This is a genomic window from Lysobacter sp. Root916 (assembly GCF_001429785.1).
Lineage (GTDB): Bacteria > Pseudomonadota > Gammaproteobacteria > Xanthomonadales > Xanthomonadaceae > Lysobacter.
Genome location: NZ_LMJF01000001.1, coordinates 854,103 through 872,878, shown reverse-complemented (window position 1 = coordinate 872,878; position 18,776 = coordinate 854,103). Strand labels below are relative to the sequence as shown.

At 68.5% G+C, this 18,776-nt stretch carries 15 protein-coding genes; 11 read left to right on the top strand and 4 right to left on the bottom strand.

Annotation, left to right across the window (positions count from 1 at the left end; genetic code table 11):
- Positions 1–42 precede the first annotated feature (42 nt).
- Together ASE35_RS04065 and ASE35_RS04060 are read left to right on the top strand one after the other, a co-directional pair.
- The gene (locus ASE35_RS04065; RefSeq protein WP_056174267.1) at positions 43–522 is read left to right on the top strand and encodes a glycine zipper 2TM domain-containing protein; all 480 of its coding nucleotides are present in this window, start codon (positions 43–45) and stop codon (positions 520–522) included.
- 248 nt (positions 523–770) lie between these two features.
- Complete coding sequence (locus ASE35_RS04060; protein ID WP_056174265.1) at positions 771–1,892, top strand: M35 family metallo-endopeptidase; 1,122 nt, start codon at positions 771–773, stop codon at positions 1,890–1,892.
- 226 nt (positions 1,893–2,118) lie between these two features.
- On the opposite strand, the gene ASE35_RS04055 is transcribed toward ASE35_RS04060, so the two are convergent.
- Positions 2,119–2,328, bottom strand: coding sequence for a cold-shock protein (locus ASE35_RS04055; RefSeq protein ID WP_055906256.1), 210 nt, complete (start codon positions 2,326–2,328; stop codon positions 2,119–2,121).
- Positions 2,329–2,544: 216 nt separating this feature from the next.
- On the opposite strand from ASE35_RS04055, the gene ASE35_RS04050 reads away from it, so the two are divergent.
- From ASE35_RS04050 to ASE35_RS04035, 4 genes are all read left to right on the top strand, one after another.
- Positions 2,545–3,033 (top strand): DUF456 domain-containing protein, encoded by a 489-nt coding sequence (locus ASE35_RS04050; RefSeq protein ID WP_056174262.1) that lies wholly within the window; start codon positions 2,545–2,547, stop codon positions 3,031–3,033.
- A 141-nt stretch (positions 3,034–3,174) separates the two neighbouring features.
- On the top strand, positions 3,175–4,371 hold the full coding sequence (locus ASE35_RS04045; protein WP_057163036.1) for a phospholipase A: 1,197 nt from the start codon (positions 3,175–3,177) through the stop codon (positions 4,369–4,371).
- Positions 4,372–4,467: 96 nt separating this feature from the next.
- Positions 4,468–5,424, top strand: coding sequence for a patatin-like phospholipase family protein (locus tag ASE35_RS04040; RefSeq protein ID WP_056174259.1), 957 nt, complete (start codon positions 4,468–4,470; stop codon positions 5,422–5,424).
- A gap of 112 nt (positions 5,425–5,536) precedes the next feature.
- Positions 5,537–6,658, top strand: a complete 1,122-nt coding sequence (locus ASE35_RS04035; protein ID WP_056174257.1) for a sterol desaturase family protein — start codon at positions 5,537–5,539, stop codon at positions 6,656–6,658.
- Between the two features lie 147 nt (positions 6,659–6,805).
- Here ASE35_RS04035 and ASE35_RS04030 read toward each other — a convergent pair whose 3' ends face one another.
- Entirely contained in the window at positions 6,806–8,365 is a 1,560-nt protein-coding gene (locus tag ASE35_RS04030) for a fumarate hydratase (protein ID WP_235567137.1), read from the bottom strand.
- 191 nt (positions 8,366–8,556) lie between these two features.
- Here ASE35_RS04030 and ASE35_RS04025 point away from each other — a divergent pair, with 191 nt between their 5' ends.
- Positions 8,557–10,404: a serine hydrolase domain-containing protein gene (locus ASE35_RS04025; RefSeq protein WP_057163035.1), complete on the top strand. Its 1,848-nt coding sequence runs from the start codon at positions 8,557–8,559 to the stop codon at positions 10,402–10,404.
- A 23-nt stretch (positions 10,405–10,427) separates the two neighbouring features.
- On the opposite strand, the gene ASE35_RS04020 is transcribed toward ASE35_RS04025, so the two are convergent.
- Positions 10,428–11,264, bottom strand: coding sequence for a hypothetical protein (locus ASE35_RS04020; protein WP_057163034.1), 837 nt, complete (start codon positions 11,262–11,264; stop codon positions 10,428–10,430).
- A 202-nt stretch (positions 11,265–11,466) separates the two neighbouring features.
- Here ASE35_RS04020 and ASE35_RS04015 point away from each other — a divergent pair, with 202 nt between their 5' ends.
- From ASE35_RS04015 to ASE35_RS04000, 4 genes are all read left to right on the top strand, one after another.
- A complete protein-coding gene (locus ASE35_RS04015; protein ID WP_057163033.1) occupies positions 11,467–12,180 on the top strand; it encodes an alpha/beta fold hydrolase in 714 nt (237 codons plus the stop codon).
- A 79-nt stretch (positions 12,181–12,259) separates the two neighbouring features.
- The gene (locus tag ASE35_RS04010; protein WP_162259016.1) at positions 12,260–12,817 is read left to right on the top strand and encodes a demethoxyubiquinone hydroxylase family protein; all 558 of its coding nucleotides are present in this window, start codon (positions 12,260–12,262) and stop codon (positions 12,815–12,817) included.
- Between the two features lie 49 nt (positions 12,818–12,866).
- Positions 12,867–14,807 (top strand): ABC transporter ATP-binding protein, encoded by a 1,941-nt coding sequence (locus tag ASE35_RS04005; protein ID WP_082611103.1) that lies wholly within the window; start codon positions 12,867–12,869, stop codon positions 14,805–14,807.
- Positions 14,808–14,820: 13 nt separating this feature from the next.
- Positions 14,821–16,017, top strand: a complete 1,197-nt coding sequence (locus ASE35_RS04000; RefSeq protein WP_057159151.1) for a PQQ-dependent sugar dehydrogenase — start codon at positions 14,821–14,823, stop codon at positions 16,015–16,017.
- Between the two features lie 225 nt (positions 16,018–16,242).
- On the opposite strand, the gene ASE35_RS03995 is transcribed toward ASE35_RS04000, so the two are convergent.
- Positions 16,243–18,642: a Tex family protein gene (locus ASE35_RS03995; RefSeq protein WP_057163031.1), complete on the bottom strand. Its 2,400-nt coding sequence runs from the start codon at positions 18,640–18,642 to the stop codon at positions 16,243–16,245.
- Between the last annotated feature and the right edge of the window lie 134 nt (positions 18,643–18,776).

The window sequence follows — 18,776 nt, the reverse complement described above, 5'->3', positions numbered from 1 at the left end:
GGCGAGGTATGCCACTCGCCCCTCCATCCGCAGGAGATCCGAATGAATACCCAGAATCTACGCCTGCTCGGCATCGCCGCGGCCGCCACCCTGGCCTTGGCCGGTTGCGCCACGGGACCGGGCTACTCCTCCGGTTACGGCAACCCGCAGCCCAGCTACGGCAATGCCCCGGCCAACTGCTACGACTGCGGCACCGTGACCCGGATCGAGCAGCTGGCCGGCGGCTCCGCGCCCAGCAAGACCGGCGCCGTGCTCGGCGGCATCGTCGGCGCGGTCGCCGGCCATGAAATCTCGTCCCACACCGGCGGCAGCAAGGGCAACCAGAACGTCGCCGCGGTGGCCGGCGCGGTCGGCGGCGCGATCGCCGGCAATGCGATCCAGAACCGCACCGACGGCGGCCGTTTCAACGTCTACGTACGCATGGACGACGGCCGCACCACGGTGGTCACCCAGAACGATCTGGGCGGCATTCGCGAAGGCAGCTACGTACGCGTCTACAACGGCCGCGCCTCGGTGCGCTGAGCCTCGGCGTCGCGAACACGAAGGCGGCCCGCTACGGCGGGCCGCCTTTTTTGCGCCTGAAGCGCTAGCACGACGACCTCGTCGATGCTGCACAGCAGCATCGACAGCCGATCGCCACACTGCAACGGCAGTCACGATTGCGTCGCGACGCTGTCGTGGCCGAGCGCGCCCAACGCCTGCGTAGAGGATTAGTGTCGGCAGGTCCGCCCCCGCGGGCCTCGCCTACCCAAGACATGGAGACCAGTCGAATGAAGCTATTGCACCTCGTGTCCGGCACCGCCGTTCTGGCCGGCGCCATCGCCGCGGCCACCGCCGCCGGCCCCGCCGCCCCGACCAATCCGCTGCGCGTGAGCATCAACGCCTTCGACGGCGGCGCCCAGGCGCTCAGCGCCGACGCCGGCGCGCTGCAGGGCGCGGTCGAAATCGCGGTCACCAACACCAGCCGCCGCACCGTGCGCCTGCCCAAGTGGCAGCTGCCGACCGAAGTGCTGGATGCCAATCTGTTCGAAGTCAGCGTCGACGGCGTCAAGCTCGACTACCAGGGCCCGATGATCAAGCGCGGCGCGCCGCAGGCGGCCGACTTCACGATCCTGCGTCCGGGCGAAACCTACCGCGTGGTGGTCGACCTGGCCTCGGCCTACGACCTCTCGCAGGCCGGCGACTACACCGTCACCTACAACGCCCCGCTGCAGTTCGCCTCCACCGACGACCGCAAGCTGCTCAACCAGGCCAACGGCCTGCCGATGAGCGCGCGCAGCGCGCCCTTGCGCCTGTGGCTGGACGGCGGCGCCAAGCTCGACGCCGCGCAGCGCGTGAGCGCGGCGGCCAAGCCGGTCGGCCCCTTGCAGGTGGTCAACGGCGTCAACTACGTCGGCTGCACCAGCGCACGCATCACCACCGCCGGGCAGGCCGTGACCGCGGCGCGCAATTACTCCGAGAACGCCAAGGGCTATCTCAACGGCGGCACCGTCGGCGCGCGCTACACCACCTGGTTCGGCGCCTACACCTCGTCGCGCTACAGCACCGCGCGCCAGCACTTCGTCTCGATCGACGCGGCGATGGACCAGAACAGCGGCCAGATCACCATCAACTGCGGCTGCACCAGCAGCGCCTACGCCTACGTGTATCCGAACCAGCCGTACCAGATCTACGTGTGCAAGGCGTTCTGGAACGCACCGCTGACCGGCACCGACTCCAAGGCCGGCACCCTGATCCACGAGATGAGCCACTTCAACGCGGTCGCCGGCACCGACGATCACGTCTACGGCCAGACCGGCGCCAAGAATCTGGCGATCAGCAATCCGACCAACGCGTTGGATAATGCCGACAACCACGAGTACTTCGCCGAGAACACCCCGTTCCAGAACTAAACGTCGACTATCCAACGACGTGGCGATACCGGAAAGCGGTCCGTTTCGACGGGCCGCTTTCTTTATGTTTCGAAATCGCAAGTTTTAGAAACTTTAGCGGGCGCGCGAGCGTCGGCGGCAGATACACGCCGAGAATAAATCCCGGAAAAAGAAAAACCCGGCTCACGCCGGGTTTTTCAGGTCCTGAGCGCCCCCTTGCGGCGACGCTTCGATCAGGGGTGTTGCCTTACAGCGGTTCGACGGCGTCGGCCTGCAGACCCTTCTGGCCCTGCACGACGGTGAAGGAGACCTTCTGGCCTTCCTTCAGGCTCTTGAAGCCCTGGGACTGAATCGCACGGAAGTGCACGAACACGTCCTCGCCGTTCTCGCGGCTGATGAAGCCGAAGCCCTTCGCATCGTTGAACCACTTGACGGTACCGAATTCACGGTTCGACATTTTTACTTGCTCCTTGAAACGTTGGTTGTTTAACCGCAGCTCGCGCTGCGTGCTGGTTGCAAGGAGGAAGCGAGGTGCAACGATGTAGCGGATCGAGGATCAACCGCATCGGGCCACGATTCACGGTGACCCTTGGCAAACACAGCGCCCGCAACTTACCCCGCTATGGGGCAAAATGCAAACAGCCCGGACAGCCTGTCCGGACGGGGGTTCTGGATGGATTTCACGACTGTTTATTACGTACTGGCCGGGCTGCTGATCCTGGTCGGAATCGCCGGTACGGTACTGCCGGCACTGCCGGGTTTGCCGCTGGTTTTCGCCGGCATGCTGCTGGCCGCCTGGGCCGGCAAATTCGAACAGGTCGGCTGGATCATGCTGACCGTGCTGGGGCTGTTGACCCTGGTATCGCTGGCCGTGGATTTCCTGGCCACGGCGATGGGCGCCAAGCGCGTCGGCGCCAGCAAGCTGGCCCTGATCGGCGCCGTGGTAGGCACCTTCGGCGGTCTGTTCGTGGGCGGCCCGATCGGCCTGTTTGCCGGCCCCTTCGTCGGCGCTCTGGTCGGCGAGCTGATCCACAGCCGTCAGCTCGGTCAGGCGACCAAGGTCGGGGTCGGCACCTGGGTCGGCATTCTGATCGGCACGGTGCTGAAACTCGGCCTCGCATTCGCGATGCTCGCGCTATTCGCCGCGGCCTGGATTTTCTAGGCCGATAGTTACTCGCGAGTTTCGCGGGAGGCCGGCTTGGATACTAAAAGCGCGGCTGAAGCTCGAGCTCATGAAAACTGGAAACCGCAGGCGGTGGAAGACACACTGTCCGCGTAATCGCTTCGATCATGGAACCCGCACATGCGTTCAGCCGCGAACCGTCCCGCCCGCTCCCGTCCCAACGCCCATGCCGCGGTCCGCCCGCTGCTGTGGGCGCTGGCGGCCGCGGCGCCCTTGGCCGCGTCGGCGCAACCGGTACCGGCCCCAGCCACGCCCGAGGCCTGCACCGCGATCGCCGGCGACGCCGATCGCCTGGCCTGCTACGACAAGGCGCTCAACCGGCAAGCCCCGGACACCCGCGCCGCCGACGTGGCAGCCAAGGAAGCCAAGGCGATCCAGCGCAATCTGGAACTGGCCGACCAGATCGAAGGCAAGGCGCCGCCGGTCGAGGCCGAAAGCCAGCGCCGCCGCAACGACCTGTATTCCAGCGAGGCGCCGTTGGACAGCGCGATCGCCAACGCCGGCAAGGGCGGCCTGCTCGACAGCCGCTGGGAACTGGCCAAGGACTCCAAGCTGGGCGTGTTCAACTTCCGCGCCTACAAGCCGGTGTATCTGTTGCCGGCGTTCTGGACCAGCGACATCAACGAACAGCCCTACTCGCCCAACCCGCGCAACCAGGTCCCGACCCCGCAAGCGCTGGACAGCGTCGAGGCCAAGTTCCAGCTCAGCTTCAAGACCAAGGCGGTGGAGAACCTGTTCGGCGACAACGGCGACATCTGGATGGGCTACACCCAGAGCTCGCGCTGGCAGGTCTACAACGCCGACAACTCGCGGCCGTTCCGCGAGACCAACTACGAGCCGGAAGTGCTGCTGGTATTCCGCAACAACTACCGCATCGGCGGCTGGAACGGGCGCATGGCCGCGATCGGCCTCAACCACCAGTCCAACGGCCGCGCCGATCCGCTCTCGCGCAGCTGGAACCGGGTGATCGCCAACATCGGCCTGGACCGCGAGGACTGGGCGGTGACGCTGCGGCCGTGGTGGCGCATCTCCGACGGCAACGACGACGACAATCCCGACATCGAGGATTACATCGGCCGCGGCGACATGACGATCGTCCACCGCCGCGGCGGCCACGAGTTCAGCCTGATGGCGCGGCATTCGCTGCGCGGCGGCGACCGCTCGCACGGCGCGGTCCAGTTCGACTGGGCGTTTCCGATCCACAATTCGCTGCGCGGCCGCCTGCAGATCTTCGATGGTTACGGCGAGAGCCTGATCGACTACAACCATCGCGCGACCTACATCGGCCTGGGCGTATCGCTGCTGGAATGGTACTGAGCGCACGAAACGCGCAAGACGGGCCCCGCCCGTTCGCAAACCGCGCGACTACGCTGGGGTAGGCTCGACCTACCCCACGCACGCGCGAGACTCCCCATGAAAATGCGCCGCATTCTGTCGCTGGACGGCGGCGGCATCCGCGGACTGGTCAGCTGCCTGTGGCTGGGCGGCGTCGAACAGGCGCTGGCCCAGGCCGGCAAGCCCGGATTGCCGCAGGCCTTCGACCTGCTCGCGGGCAGTTCCACCGGCGCCATCGTCGCCTCGGGCCTGGCGATCGGCCTGGCCCCGATCAAGATGGCCGACCTCTACCGCGATCACCGCCACGCCATCTTCCCGGGCATCGCGCAGCGCTTGTGGACGCGCGCCGGCAGCGTGCTCTCGGCCGGCGTGTCGGCACCCAAGTACGACGCCAAGGGTTTGGAGCAGGTGCTGAAACAGGTATTCGGCGACGCCACCCTTGGCGATGCCCAGGTGCCGTTGCTGATCACCGCGTACGACACGATTTCGCGCACGCCGGTGATGTTCAAGAGCTTCAACGCCAAACACCGCGACCTGCCGCTGTGGGAGGTCTGCCGCGCCTCGTCGGCGGCGCCGACCTATTTCCCCGCGCATGCGATGAAGATAGAGGGCCGCGACTGCGCCCTGATCGACGGCGGCGTGGTCGCCAACAACCCCACCGCCTGCGCGATCGCCGAGGCCCTGCGCAAGGACGCCCAGGTCGACAACAGCCGCGACCTGGTGGTGCTGTCGGTCGGCACCGGCGAGCGCACGCGCAGCATCTCGCTGGCCTCGGCGCGCGAGTGGGGCGCGCTGGAATGGGCGGTGCCGATCATCGACGTGCTGTTCGACGGCAGCACCGACTCGGTCGACTACATCGCCCGGCAACTGGTCGGCGACGGCTACTTCCGCATGCAGGAGCACCTGCACATCGGCCTGGACGATCTGGACGACACTAGCTCGACCAACCTGATCGCGCTGGAGTTCATGGCCAAGGAGTATCTGGCCAAGGCGGACACCCAGCAGATGCTGGCGGAGCTGGCGCGGCAGCTGTAGGCCCGCACCTGCGGCCAGTCGTATCGGCTTGGCGGGCAAGGCCGTGCGGACCGGCGCGCGCAGGCGTTAGGCTAGGCGTGCCGCCGCCTTGCGGTGTACCCCGCTCGCAGACATGACGTCGACCGCCACCCGCCCCCGCCGTTCGTTCTTCGCCTACGCCTCGGCCCTGCTGGGCCTGCTCAGCCTGATGGCGGTGTTGTGCTTCCACTTTCCCGAGTTGTTGACCAGCAAGGAATTCCGCGCGGTCTACAACGAGACCTTCGCCCGCCACCTGCTGCTGGTGGGCCTGGTGGCGGCGTTCGTGCTGGGCACCGTGGCGATCCTGCGCGACCGCAATAGGCGCGTGGCCATGCTCGGCGTCGGCGGCGCGACCCTGGCGGTGCTGCTGGGCGGCAGCAACGTGCAATTCGACGCGATCGGCCAGACGCCGTATTCGCTGGGGCTGGACTGGTTCGTGATCTCGCTGTTCTTCTCGGCGCTGGTGTTCGTGCCGCTGGAACACTACCTGGGACGCCGCCGGGTCTCGCCGCTGCGGCGCGGCTGGCGCACCGACGTGGCCTACTTTTTCATGAGCCATGTACTGGTGCAGTTCATCCTGATCCTGGTCACGGCGTCGACCTCGACCATCGCCGGGCTGGCGGTCTTTCCCGGCCTGAAGGCCGCGATCCAGTCCTTGCCGGTGTGGGCGCAGTTCCTGATCGCGGTGTTCATCGCCGATCTGGCGCAGGCGCTGCTGCACCGCGCGTATCACAACATCCCCTGGCTCTGGCGCTTCCATGCCGTGCACCATTCCAGCCGCGAGATGGACTGGCTGGCGGGCTCGCGCATCCATTTCGTCGAGATCGTGCTGACCCGCAGCGCGGTGCTGCTGCCGCTGCTGATCCTGGGCTTTTCCACCCCCGCGGTGAACGCCTACGTGATCCTGGTGGGTCTGCAAGCGGTGCTGGCGCACGCCAATCTCGGCATCCGCTTCGGCTGGCTGGAGTACCTGCTGGTGCTGCCGCGCTACCACCACTGGCACCACGCCCGGCAGTACGAGTACATCGACGTGAATTACGCCATCCACCTGCCGCTGGTGGACATGCTGATGGGCACCTTCAAGCTGCCGCGCGAGCGCGACGCCTGGCCGCAGGAGTACGGGGTGATGAAGCTGGCCACCGTGCCGCGCGGCATCGTCGAGCAGCACCTGATGCCGTTCCGCAAGGGCAAGCATTACGACGACCACGTGGCGTGACGGCGCATGCGCCGGCAGCGGCCGGGTTCGTCGATGCCTGAGTTGCGCGGTCGCGGCTAACGCCGCTCCTCCCCCAAGGCGAAGCTGCGCTCTTAAAGCGCAACGCCCGGCGCGGGCCGGGCGTTGCGAGGACGACGGTTCCGGCGCTCAGGCCGGTTCGACCACGACTGGGATCTTGCCGATCCGCGCCTGCCATTCTTTCGGGCCGGTCTTGTGCACCGACTCGCCGGCGCTGTCGACCGCCACCGTGACCGGCATGTCCTGCACGGTGAATTCGTAGATCGCCTCCATGCCCAGGTCGGCGAACCCGACCACGCGCGAGGCCTTGATCGCCTTCGACACCAGGTATGCCGCGCCGCCGACCGCCATCAGATACACCGAGCGGTGCTTCTTGATCGCCTCGATCGCGACCGGGCCGCGTTCGGCCTTGCCGACCATGCCCAGCAGGCCGGTCTGCGCCAGCACCTGCTCGGTGAACTTGTCCATGCGCGTGGCCGTGGTCGGACCGGCCGGGCCGACGACTTCGTCGCGCACCGGATCGACCGGCCCGACGTAATAAATGAAGCGGCCCTTGAAGTCGACCGGCAAGGGCTCGCCCTTGTTGAGCATGTCGACCATGCGCTTGTGCGCGGCGTCGCGCCCGGTCAGCAGCTTGCCGTTGAGCAGCAGCACTTCGCCCGGCTTCCAGCTCGCCACGTCTTCCGGCGTGACCGTGTCCAGATCGACGCGACGGCCCTTGGAGGCGTCGTAGGTCAGCTTCGGCCAGTCTTCCAGCGAGGGCGGATCCAGCATCACCGGGCCGCTGCCGTCGAGGGTGAAGTGGGCATGGCGGGTGGCGGCGCAGTTCGGAATCATCGCCACCGGCAGATTGGCCGCGTGGGTCGGGTAATCCTTGACCTTGATGTCCAGCACGGTGGTCAGGCCGCCCAGGCCCTGCGCGCCGATGCCCAGCGCGTTGACCTTCTCGTACAGCTCCAGGCGCAGCTCTTCGGCGCGGTTGCTGGCACCGCGCGCCTGCAGCTCGGTGATGTCGATCGGCTCCATCAGCGATTCCTTGGCCAGCAGCATCGCCTTCTCGGCGGTGCCGCCGATGCCGATGCCGAGCATGCCCGGCGGGCACCAGCCCGCGCCCATGGTCGGCACGGTCTTGAGCACCCAGTCGACGATGGAATCGGAGGGGTTGAGCATCGCGAACTTGGACTTGGCTTCCGAACCGCCGCCCTTGGCCGCCACGATCACGTCGACCGTATTGCCCGGCACGACCTTCACGTTGACGACGGCCGGCGTGTTGTCCTTGGTGTTGCTGCGCTTGCCGGCCGGATCGGCCAGCACGCTCGCGCGCAACTTGTTGTCGGGGTGGTTGTAGGCGCGACGCACGCCCTCGTTGACCATATCCTCCACGCCCATGGTGGCGCCGTCCCAGCGCACGTCCATGCCGATTTCCAGGAACACGGTGACGATGCCGGTGTCCTGGCAGATCGGCCGGTGGCCCTCCGCGCACATGCGCGAATTGATCAGGATCTGGGCGATCGCGTCCTTGGCGGCGACGCTCTCCTCGCGCTCGTAAGCGGCAGCGAGGTTCTTGATGTAGTCGACCGGGTGGTAGTAGCTGATGTACTGCAGGCCATCGGCGATGGACTGGATCAGGTCGTCCTGGCGGATGACGACTGGGCCGCTGGAGGCGGCGGGGGACGGGCTGGCGGTCACGGCGGGCTTAAGCTGGCGGTGGGGACGGCTATTCTACTCGCCCGGCCTGTCGCGCCGCCTGCGGCCGCCGAGCATCCCGGGCCGGGACCGCGCCGCCGCCGCTCCGTGCGGGAAGGCCCCGTGACCTTGGCCACGGGGCGCGTTTGCGCCGCTCGCGCACACTGCCCCCCTTCCGATTCGCTGGTGCAGCTTTGGCAAGAACCTCGACGATCGCCCGCAAACGCGCGTCCGCCGCCTGGCGTGCCTGCCTGCTCGCGCTGCTGATCCTGCCCGTCCACCTGTTCGCCGCCGTCCCCGGGGTGGCCGCGCCGGAGCCGGACGTCGCCACTACCTTGCGGCAACAGGGCCTGACCGGCGCGACCTGGGCGCTGGTCGAACCGCAGCACGTGCGGATCGGCGCGGCCGGTCTCAAGGACGCCCGTACCGGCACGCCGCTGCGCGCCGAGGATCGGGTGCTGGTCGGCTCGATCGCCAAGACCATGCTCGCCACCGGCGTATTGCGGCTGGTCAGCCAGGGCCGGCTGCGACTAGACCAGCCGGTGACCGAACTGCTGCCCGGCATCGCCTTCGACAACCCTTGGGCCGCGACCGATCCGGTGCGCCTGCGCCATCTGCTCGACCAAAGCGCCGGCCTCGACGACGCGCGCTTCAGTCAGGTGTTCAGCCGCAAGCCCACGCCCGACACGCCGCTCGCACAGGCGTTCGCGCGCGAAGACAGCCGCTTGCGCGTGCGCTCGCGGCCGGGCACGCGCATGTCCTACTCCAATAGCAGCTACACCCTGCTGGGCATGGTGGTGGAGGCCGCGGTCGGTCAGCGCTACGAAGCGTATCTGGACCGCGAACTGCTGCAGACGCTGGGCATGCGCGACAGCAGCTTCGCCTACACGGACCAGCACCGCGATCCGCGCCTGGCGATGGGCCATTTCGACGATGGCAGCACGCATCCGATCGTGCCGATCTATCTGCGGCCTGCCGGACAGTTCAGCACCACCGCCGCCGACATGGCGCGGTTCGCGCGCTTCCTGATGAGCGACGGCCGCGTCGGCGGCGCGCCCTTCATCGACCCGACGCTGCTGCGCGGCATGGGCCGCCCCACGGGCACCGAAGGGGCGAATGCCGGACTCGGCGTCGGCTATGCCCTGGGCCTGTTCGCACGCGACCGCCACGGCGTTTTCGGGCACTGCCACGGCGGCAGCACGATCGGCTACCGGGCGATGCTGTGCGTGTTTCCGCAGCAGCAGCGCGCGTTCTTTCACACCACCAACACCGACAGCGAAACCGCCGACGCCGGTGCGCTGGACCGGACCCTGATCCAGGCCCTGGACCTGCCTGCGCCGACGCTCGCCGCGAAGCGGCGCAGCGCGCTGTCGCTGCCGGCGTGGGAAGGCTATTACGTGCCCGCGCCCAATCGCTTCGCCAGCTTCGCCTGGCTGGACACCACGCTGGGGTTCGTCCGGCTGCGCCGCGAAGGCGACGGCCTGCGCCTGCTGCCGTTCCAGGGCCAGCCGACCGCGCTGACGCCGGTGGGCGGCGCCCTGTTCCGCGCCGAGGATCGAACCCAGGCTTCGCACGCGCTGCTCACCGCTGCCGACGGCGCTCAGGTACTCACCACCGGCACCCAGAGCTACCAGCGCATCGCGCTGTGGAAACTGCTGGCGCTGTGGGCCAGCCTGGCCGCGGGAGGCCTGGGCCTGCTGTGGTTGATGCTGGGCGGCAGCCTGCGCGCCGCGCTGCGCCGCTTGCGCCGACGCGACCCCGTCTTCGCGCCGTGGCTGGCGACGTTGGCCTTGCTGCTGCCGCTGCCGTTCCTCTATCGCCAGTCGTTCCTGCAACTGGGCGACCTGACCTTCGGCAGCGGCCTGCTCACCGCGGTCGCCTGCGCCCTGCCCGCCGCGCTGCTGTTCGGCCTGTGGCGCTATCTGCGCCTGCGACCGGCGGGCATCGTGGCGGCGCTGGATGCGGTGGCGATGCTCGCACTGCTGCAATGGACGCTGGTGCTGGCAGCCTGGGGGCTGTGGCCGCTGCGGTTGTGGGCCTGAGCGAAGCCAGGCCCGGCACCGGATTACTTCACCAGCGCTTCCGAATTCGGAACGATCAGCACACCGGAGAAGCCCAGGCCCGCGGCCTGCACCGTCGACGGCGCCAGCGCACGGATCAGGGTGTGGGTCTCGTCGCGACGCACGAACTCGTACTTCACAGCGGCATGGAAGCGCGGCGCCAGCGCTTCCACCTCGACCTTCATCTTGGCGAATTCGCCGGCCCGTCCTTCCAGATCGAGCTGCAGCACCTTCAAGGTCTCGATGTAGGAGTCGCGCAGCTGGGTTTCCAGCATCGTGCGTTCCGCTTCCGGCAGGCCGGCCACGACCGCCGCCGAGGCGACACGCGCCGGCAGCACGCGCGAATAGCGTCCGCGCCAACCGTCCAGGTCGACATCGACGATGGTCCAGAAGATCAGGCGCTCCTGCTTGTCGCGGGTGAGGTAGAGGCTGGGCCGCAGCTTGGCCTCGCGGCTGGCCGACGCGCTCGCCGGCATCGCCGTCAATGCGGCCAGCAGCAGCGCATCCGGCGCGAAGCCGAGCTTGCCGCGCAGGGCCTCGGCCTCGCGCGCGGTGTTCTTCTGGATCGCGAGGGCGTTGGCGCCCGCGCCGAACGGGCCGAGCAGCAGGCCGCCGGCCACGCCCATGCCGCCGAAGTCCTGGCGGTAGACGACGCTGCGCGCCTCGTCGAGATAGGCGACGCCGGAAACCTCCGGCGGCAGCGCACCGCGCTCGCCTTCGACCAGTCGCACCTCGCCCGCTGCCGAGGCCGCGGGCGGCAGCGCGTACTGGAGCTTGCGCGCGCCCGCAGGCGCGCTGGCGAAGCCGATCGCGAGGATCAGCGCAGACGCAAGAATTCTCATGATTCCCCTGATAGTGACGTAGTCGCGACGCCGGCGCGCGGTACGGGATTGCGCCGATTCGCCGCGGGATTGTTCGGCGCGCGCTCCTGCGCCGTCAAGAAAAACCCGGCGCCGTGCGCCGTGGCGGTGGCGCTGCTGACAAAAGCTGGCAGCCGCGCGCCTTAGCCTGAGGCTATTCCCGCCATCGCCGAGGCACCGCCGCATGTCCACCCCCACCACCGTCCTGCTGCATGGCGCCGGCGTCGGCGCCTGGGTCTGGGATCGCGTGATCGAACGCATGGCGGTCCCCGCGATCGCGCTGGATATCGCGGGTCGGCATGCCGACGCGACGCCGGAGCGCTGCGCACGGGCGCTGATCGCCGAACTGGACCGTCGCGGCCTCGACGAGGTGACGATCGTCGCGCACTCGCTGGCCGGCGTGCTGATGCCGGACCTGGCCGCGGGCCTGGGTGCGCGTCTGCGCCATGCCCTCTATCTGGCCGCGGTGGTGCCGCCGCCGGGCGGCGCCTTCGTCGATGCGCTGGGCACGGTCGAACGCACCCTGCTGCGCCTGCTGTTCCGCTTCAACCGCGACGGGCTCGCGCCCGGACCGGCGATGATCCGCAAGGAACTGTGCAACGACCTCGACGAGGCCAGCGCGGCCCTGGTGGTCTCGCGCTACCAAGCCGAGTTCCCCGGCCTCTACCTCACGCCCACATGCGCGCAGCCGGTGCGCGCGGCCGCGACCTATCTGCGCTTGTTGCGCGACCGCAGCCTGCTGCCGGCGCGCCAGGGCGCGATGATCGCGCGCCTGCCGCAGGCGCAGGTGCACGACCTCGACGCCGGTCATCTGGCCATGCTGTCGGCGCCGGCGCAGCTGGCCGAACGCCTGACCGCGATCGCACTGGCCTGCCCCGCGGAGCGGGCCGCGGCTTGAGGGCGAACCGCTCGCGGCGGCACCGGTGGGCATCGTCGCGGCTATGCTGCATGCACGCCTCCACCTCGATGCCGCCGCGATGACGCACAGCCTGGACTCCGCATTGTCCACTCCGATCCCGACGCCGTCGCTGGCTGCGCGCTACCTGCGCGTGGATCACGCCGGCGAGTTCGGCGCGATCCAGATCTATCGCGCCCAGATCCTGGTCGGGCGCTGGCTGGGCCGCCCCTCGGTTGGCCTGTTGGAAGACTTCCTCAGTCACGAGCGCCGCCATCTAGCCACCTTCGACGAAATCCTCGCCGCGCGCGGCATCCGTCGTTGCCGCAGCTTCCTGTGGTGCGGCGTCGGCGGATATGCCTTGGGCCTGATCACCGCCCTGCTGGGCGAGCGCGCGGTCATGGCCTGCACGCGCTCGGTCGAGACCGTGGTCAACCACCACCTAGAGGAACAGCTCGCCCACATGGCGCATAGCGATCCGGATGCGCACGCCGCGGTGGCCTCGATCGTGCACGACGAACTCGAGCACCGCGACGTCGCCGCCGAGCGCGTCGGCCGCGACGATGCGCTCACCCGCGGCATCGATACGGTGGTCGCGGCCTCCACCGAAGCGGTGATCCGGCTGGGCATGCGCCTGTGAGCCGCGTCGCTTTCACGGCCCTCTAGCGCAGCCCAGGCACAATCCGGCCATGCCCTCGCCCGCCGACGCCGCCCCGCCCGCCTCCAACCCGAGCGCACCTGACCAGAACGCTCCTGGACAGAGCACGCCCGGCCGCAACGCCGGCCGATCGAGCGGCAAGCCCAGCCTGCGCGAGCGTTTCGATGCGCTGCGCAATCTGCCGCCGTTCCTGCGCCAGATATGGCAGACCAGCCGTAGCCTGACTCTGATTACGCTGGGCCTGCGTCTGGTACGCGCATTCCTGCCGGTCGCGACCCTGTACGTCGGCAAGCTGATCATCGACGAGGCGGTGCGCCTGGTCGCGGCCGGCGTCGAGTTCGAATCGGTGCGCGCCGCGCTCGACGGCGGCCAGCTCACCACCCTGCTCGGCCTGCTGGCGCTGGAGTTCGGGCTGGCGATCGGCTCGGACCTGCTCGGCCGCCTGATCAGCTACGGCGATTCGCTGCTGTCGGAATTGTTCACCAACGCCACCAGCGTGCGCCTGATGGAGCACGCCGCGACCTTGGACCTGGAGGACTTCGAGGACCCCGACCTGCAGGACAAGCTGGACCGCGCGCGTCGCCAGACCATGGGGCGCATGAACCTGATGAGCCAGTTGTTCGGCCAGGTCCAGGACACGATCACGGTGATCAGCTTCGCGATCGGCCTGCTGGTGTACGCGCCCTGGCTGATCCTGCTGCTGGCGGTGGCGCTGATCCCGGCCTTCGTCGGCGAGGCGCATTTCAACGCCTTGGGTTATTCGCTCAACTTCGCCTGGACGCCCGAGCGCCGCCAACTCGAGTACGTGCGCCAGATGGGCGCCAGCGTCGAGACCGCCAAGGAGGTGAAGATCTTCAATCTTCACCGCTATCTGATCGCCAAGTACCGCGAGCTGGCGGACAAGTTCTTCAAGGCCAACCGCTCGCTGGCGCGGCGGCGCGCGTTCTGGGGCACCCTGTTGGCGGCGCTGGGCACGCTGGGCTACTACGTCGCCTACGCCTACATCGCCTGGCGCACGGTCAAGGGCGATTTCAGCATCGGCGACCTGACCTTCCTGGCCGGCAGCTTCCGGCGCCTGCGCCAGCTGCTGGAAGGTCTGTTGGTGGGGTTCTCGCAGGTGGCCGGCCAGGCCCTGTACCTGGACGATCTGTTCTCGTTCTTCGAGATCGAACCGGAGATCGTCTCGCCCGCCGATCCGCTGCCGGTACCGCGTCCGATCGCGCGCGGCTTCGCGTTCGAGAACGTCGGCTTCCGCTATCCCGATGCCGAGCGCTGGGCGCTGCGCGGTCTGAATTTCGAACTGCGCGCGGGTGAAGTGCTGGCCCTGGTCGGCGAGAACGGCGCCGGCAAGACCACCCTGGTCAAATTGCTGGCACGCCTGTACGACCCCGACGAAGGCCGCATCCTGCTCGACGGCCGCGACCTGCGCGAATACGACCTGGACGAGCTGCGTGCCAACATCGGCGTTATCTTCCAGGACTTCGTGCGCTACCACCTCACCGCCGGCGAGAACATCGGCGTCGGCCAGATCGACGCCATGCACGACGAGGAACGCATCCGCAACGCGGCCCGGCGCGCCATGGCCGACCAGGTCATCGAATCGCTGCCGCAGGGCTACGACCAGCAGATCGGGCGCCGCTTCAAGACCGGCGTCGACCTCTCCGGCGGGCAGTGGCAGAAGATCGCGATCGCGCGCGCCTACATGCGCGATGCCCAGGTCATGATCCTGGACGAACCGACCGCGGCCCTGGACGCGCGTTCGGAGTTCGAGGTATTCCAGCGCTTCAAGGAGTTGTCGGACGACCGCACCGCGGTGCTGATCTCCCACCGCTTCAGCAGCGTGCGCATGGCCGATCGTATCCTGGTGCTCGCCGAAGGCCGACTCGAGGCCAGCGGCACCCATACCGAGCTGCTCGCGCAAGGCGGGCGCTACGCCGAACTGTTCGAATTGCAAGCCGCCGGTTATCGCTAAGGAGATTCCCCGCATGGTTGTCCGTCACCGCAGCATCGCGCTCGCCCTTGCCCTCGCTTGCGCCCTGGTCGCCTGCGACAAGACCCCGGCCCAGGACAGCGCCGCGGCGCGGCCCGCGCCGGCGCAGCAGAAAGCCCAGCAACTGGCCAGCGAACGCGGGCCGATCCAGGTCACCGAGATCGCCCACGGCCTGGAGCAGCCCTGGAGCGTGGCGCTGCTGCCCGACGGCGGCTTCCTGGTCACCGAACGGCCGGGGCGTTTGCGCCGGATCGGCGCGGACGGCGCGATCTCGGCGCCGCTGGCCAACGTGCCGCAAGTCTGGGCCGAGGGCCAGGGCGGCCTGCTCGACGTGGTGCTGGCGCCGGACTTCGCCAGCAGCAAGCGTATCTACCTCAGTTTCGCCGAGCCGGGCCCCAACGGCAGCGCCGGCACCGCGGTCGCCACGGCGACGCTGGGCGATACCGGCCTGAGCGAGGTCGAAGTGATCTACCGCCAGCAGCCCAAGCTGGTCGGACCCAACCACTTCGGTTCGCGCATCGCCTTCGACGGCCACGGGCATGTCTTCATCACCCAAGGCGAGCGCCAGGAGCGCATGGCCTCGCAGGATCTGAAGATGCTGCAGGGCAAGCTGGTGCGCCTGAACCTGGACGGCAGCGTGCCGACCGACAATCCCTATGTCGGCCGCAGCGATGCGCGCGCCGAGATCTGGAGCTACGGCCATCGCAACATGCAGTCGCTGGCGCTGGATCCGCGCAGCGGCAAGCTGTGGGAAGCCGAGCACGGCCCGCGCGGCGGCGACGAAATCAATCTGCCCGAGCCGACCAAGAATTACGGCTGGCCCATTATCACCAATGGCATCGACTACAGCGGCCTGCCGATCTCGGAAGCCGAGGGCAAGAGCAAGCCCGGTATGGAATCGCCGTACCACGTTTGGGCGAAATCGCCGGGGCTGTCGGGCATGGCCTTCTATACCGGCCGCCCCGACTCGCCCTGGAACGACAGCCTGTTCCTGGGCGCGCTCGCCGACGGCAACCTGATCCGCCTCACGCTGGATGGCGACAAGATCGTCAAGGAAGAGCGCCTGCTCAAGGAGCTCGGCTTGCGCATCCGCGACGTGCGTGTTGGCGCCGACGGCAAGGTCTATGTGCTGACCGACGAGAAGGACGGCAAGTTGTTGCGCTTGGATCCGCCGGGGAAGGCTGGCGGCTGAGTAACTGCGTTGCGAGGCAACGCGGCGATGGCCGTGTTGCCGTGGCGACGTGCGATTACGCGACGATGCGGTTCGCCTAGGGCTCACCGCATCCTATGGTCGAGGCCAATGACGTGGGTTGCGGCGCCCTAAAGTCGCTGGATCCCCGCCTTCGCGGGGATGACGAGCAAAAACAGTCACGTGGGATGGCTTTGGGACCACCCTACGCGGCATGGCATCGCGGAATCAGTTCTTCTGCTTGGCCCGCGCGAACGCATCAGCCAACGCCCCGCCCATCGGCGCATTGCCCTTACCCGCCGGCGCGAACGAACCGCCGCGTGCGGGCGGCTCGCGACGCCCGCCACGGCCGCCATCGCCGCCGCGCGGACCACCGCGATCCGCGCCGGCGCGATCGCCGCCGCCCGGCGGACGCGGCGCCGGTACCGCGTCGTCGAGACGGCGGGTGAGTGCGATGCGCTTGCGCGCGATGTCGACTTCCAGCACCCGCACCTTGACCACGTCGCCGGCCTTGACCGCCTCGCGCGGGTCCTTGATGTACTTGTCCGACAGCGCCGAGATATGGATCAGGCCGTCCTGGTGCACACCGATGTCGACGAAGGCGCCGAATGCGGCGACGTTGCTGATCACGCCTTCCAGGATCATGCCGACCTTGAGGTCCTTGAGATCCTCGACGCCGTCGGCGAAACGCGCGGCCTTGAACTCGGGGCGCGGATCGCGGCCGGGCTTTTCCATTTCCTTGAGGATGTCGCGCACCGTCGGCAGGCCGAAGGTGTCGTCGGTGTACTGCTCGGCCTTGAGCCCGCGCACGAACTGCGGGTCGCCCAGCAGTTGCTTCACCTCGCGGCCGCACTGCTGGACGATGCGCTCGACCACCGGGTAGGCCTCGGGGTGCACCGCCGAGGCGTCCAGCGGCTGATCGCCGTCGACGATGCGCAGGAAGCCCGCGCATTGCTCGAACGTCTTGTCGCCCAGGCGCGGCACTTTCAACAAGGCCTTGCGCGAGGCGAAGGGACCGTTCTCGTCGCGGTGACGCACGATGTTCTCGGCGACCGTGCTGGACAGGCCCGACACGCGCGCGAGCAGCGCGGCCGACGCGGTGTTCACGTACACGCCGACCGCGTTCACGCAGTCCTCGACGCGCGCGTCCAGCGCGCGCGCGAGGCGGTACTGGTCGACGTCGTGCTGGTACTGGCCAACGCCGATCGCCTTGGGCTCGATCTTGACCAGCTCGGCCAGCGGATCCTGCAGCCGCCGCGCGATCGAGACCGCGCCGCGGATGCTCACGTCCAGGTCCGGAAATTCCTTGGATGCGAACTCGGAAGCCGAGTACACCGACGCGCCGGCCTCGCTGACCACGACCTTGGTCAGCTTCAGCTCGGGCGCCAGCTTGATCAGATCGCCGGCCAGTTTGTCGGTTTCGCGCGAGGCGGTGCCGTTGCCGATCGAGATCAGTTCGACCGCATGCTTGGCGCACAGCGCGCGCAGGGTGTGCAGCGACTGGTCCCACTGTTTGCGCGGTTCGTGCGGGTAGATGGTGTCGTGGGCGACCAGTTTGCCGGTGGCGTCGACCACCGCGACCTTGACGCCGGTGCGCAGGCCCGGGTCCAGTCCGAGCACCGCGCGCGGGCCGGCCGGTGCGGCCAACAACAGATCCTTGAGGTTGTCACCGAACACGTCGATGGCTTCGGCCTCGGCCTTCTCGCGCGCCTGCCCGAACAGGTCCAGCAGCAGGTGCAGGTGCAGCTTGGCGCGCCAGGTCATGCGGCAGGCGTCGAGCAGCCAGCGGTCGCCGGCGCGGCCGCGGTCGGCGACGCCGGCATGCAGGGCGACGCGGCCTTCGCCGTAAGCGTGGCCGGCAGCGGGATCGGTGGTGGGTTCCAGATCCAGGTACAGCACTTCCTCGCGGCGCGCGCGGAACAGCGCCAGCAGGCGGTGCGAGGGAATCTTGGCCAGCGCTTCGGCGTGGTCGAAGTAGTCGCGGTACTTGGCGCCCTCGTTCTCCTTGCCCTCGACCACGCGCGCACGGATCACGCCGGTCTGGTGCAGCCAGGTGCGCAGCTCGCCGACCAGCGCGGCGTCCTCGCCCCAGCGCTCCATCAGGATCGCGCGCGCGCCGTCCAGCGCGGCCTTGACGTCGGCGACCTGTTTTTCCTCGCTGACGAATTCGGCGGCGTAGACCTCGGGCTGCAGGGTCGGGTCGGCGAGCAGTCCGTCGGCGAGCGGCTCCAGGCCGGCCTCGCGCGCGATCTGGGCCTTGGTGCGGCGCTTGGGCTTGTACGGCAGGTACAGATCTTCCAGGCGCGCCTTGCTGTCGGCGGCCTCGATATCGGCGCGCAACGCGTCGGTGAGCTTGCCTTGTTCGGCGATGCTCTCCAGCACCGCGGCGCGGCGGTCCTCGAGCTCGCGCAGATAACGCAGGCGGCCCTCGAGATCGCGCAACTGGGTGTCGTCCAGCCCGCCGGTGACTTCCTTGCGGTAGCGCGCGATGAACGGCACCGTCGCGCCCTCGTCGAGCAGGGCGATGGCGGAGCGGGCCTGGGCCGGTTGCGCGCCGATCTCGGCGGCGATGGTGCGTGCGATCTGTTCGGCGATCTGCGGTGCGGACTTCGAGGTCGTGTCTTGCATTGCTTCCAATCGGTCTGGCACCCGCTAGCTGCGGGCTGGACCGATTGTCGCAACGCCGGGCGGCAGGGGAAACCCGTTGACAGCGGGCACGGAAGCGGGGTCGTTTCCGCGCTGTCGCCGCTGCCGCGGGATTC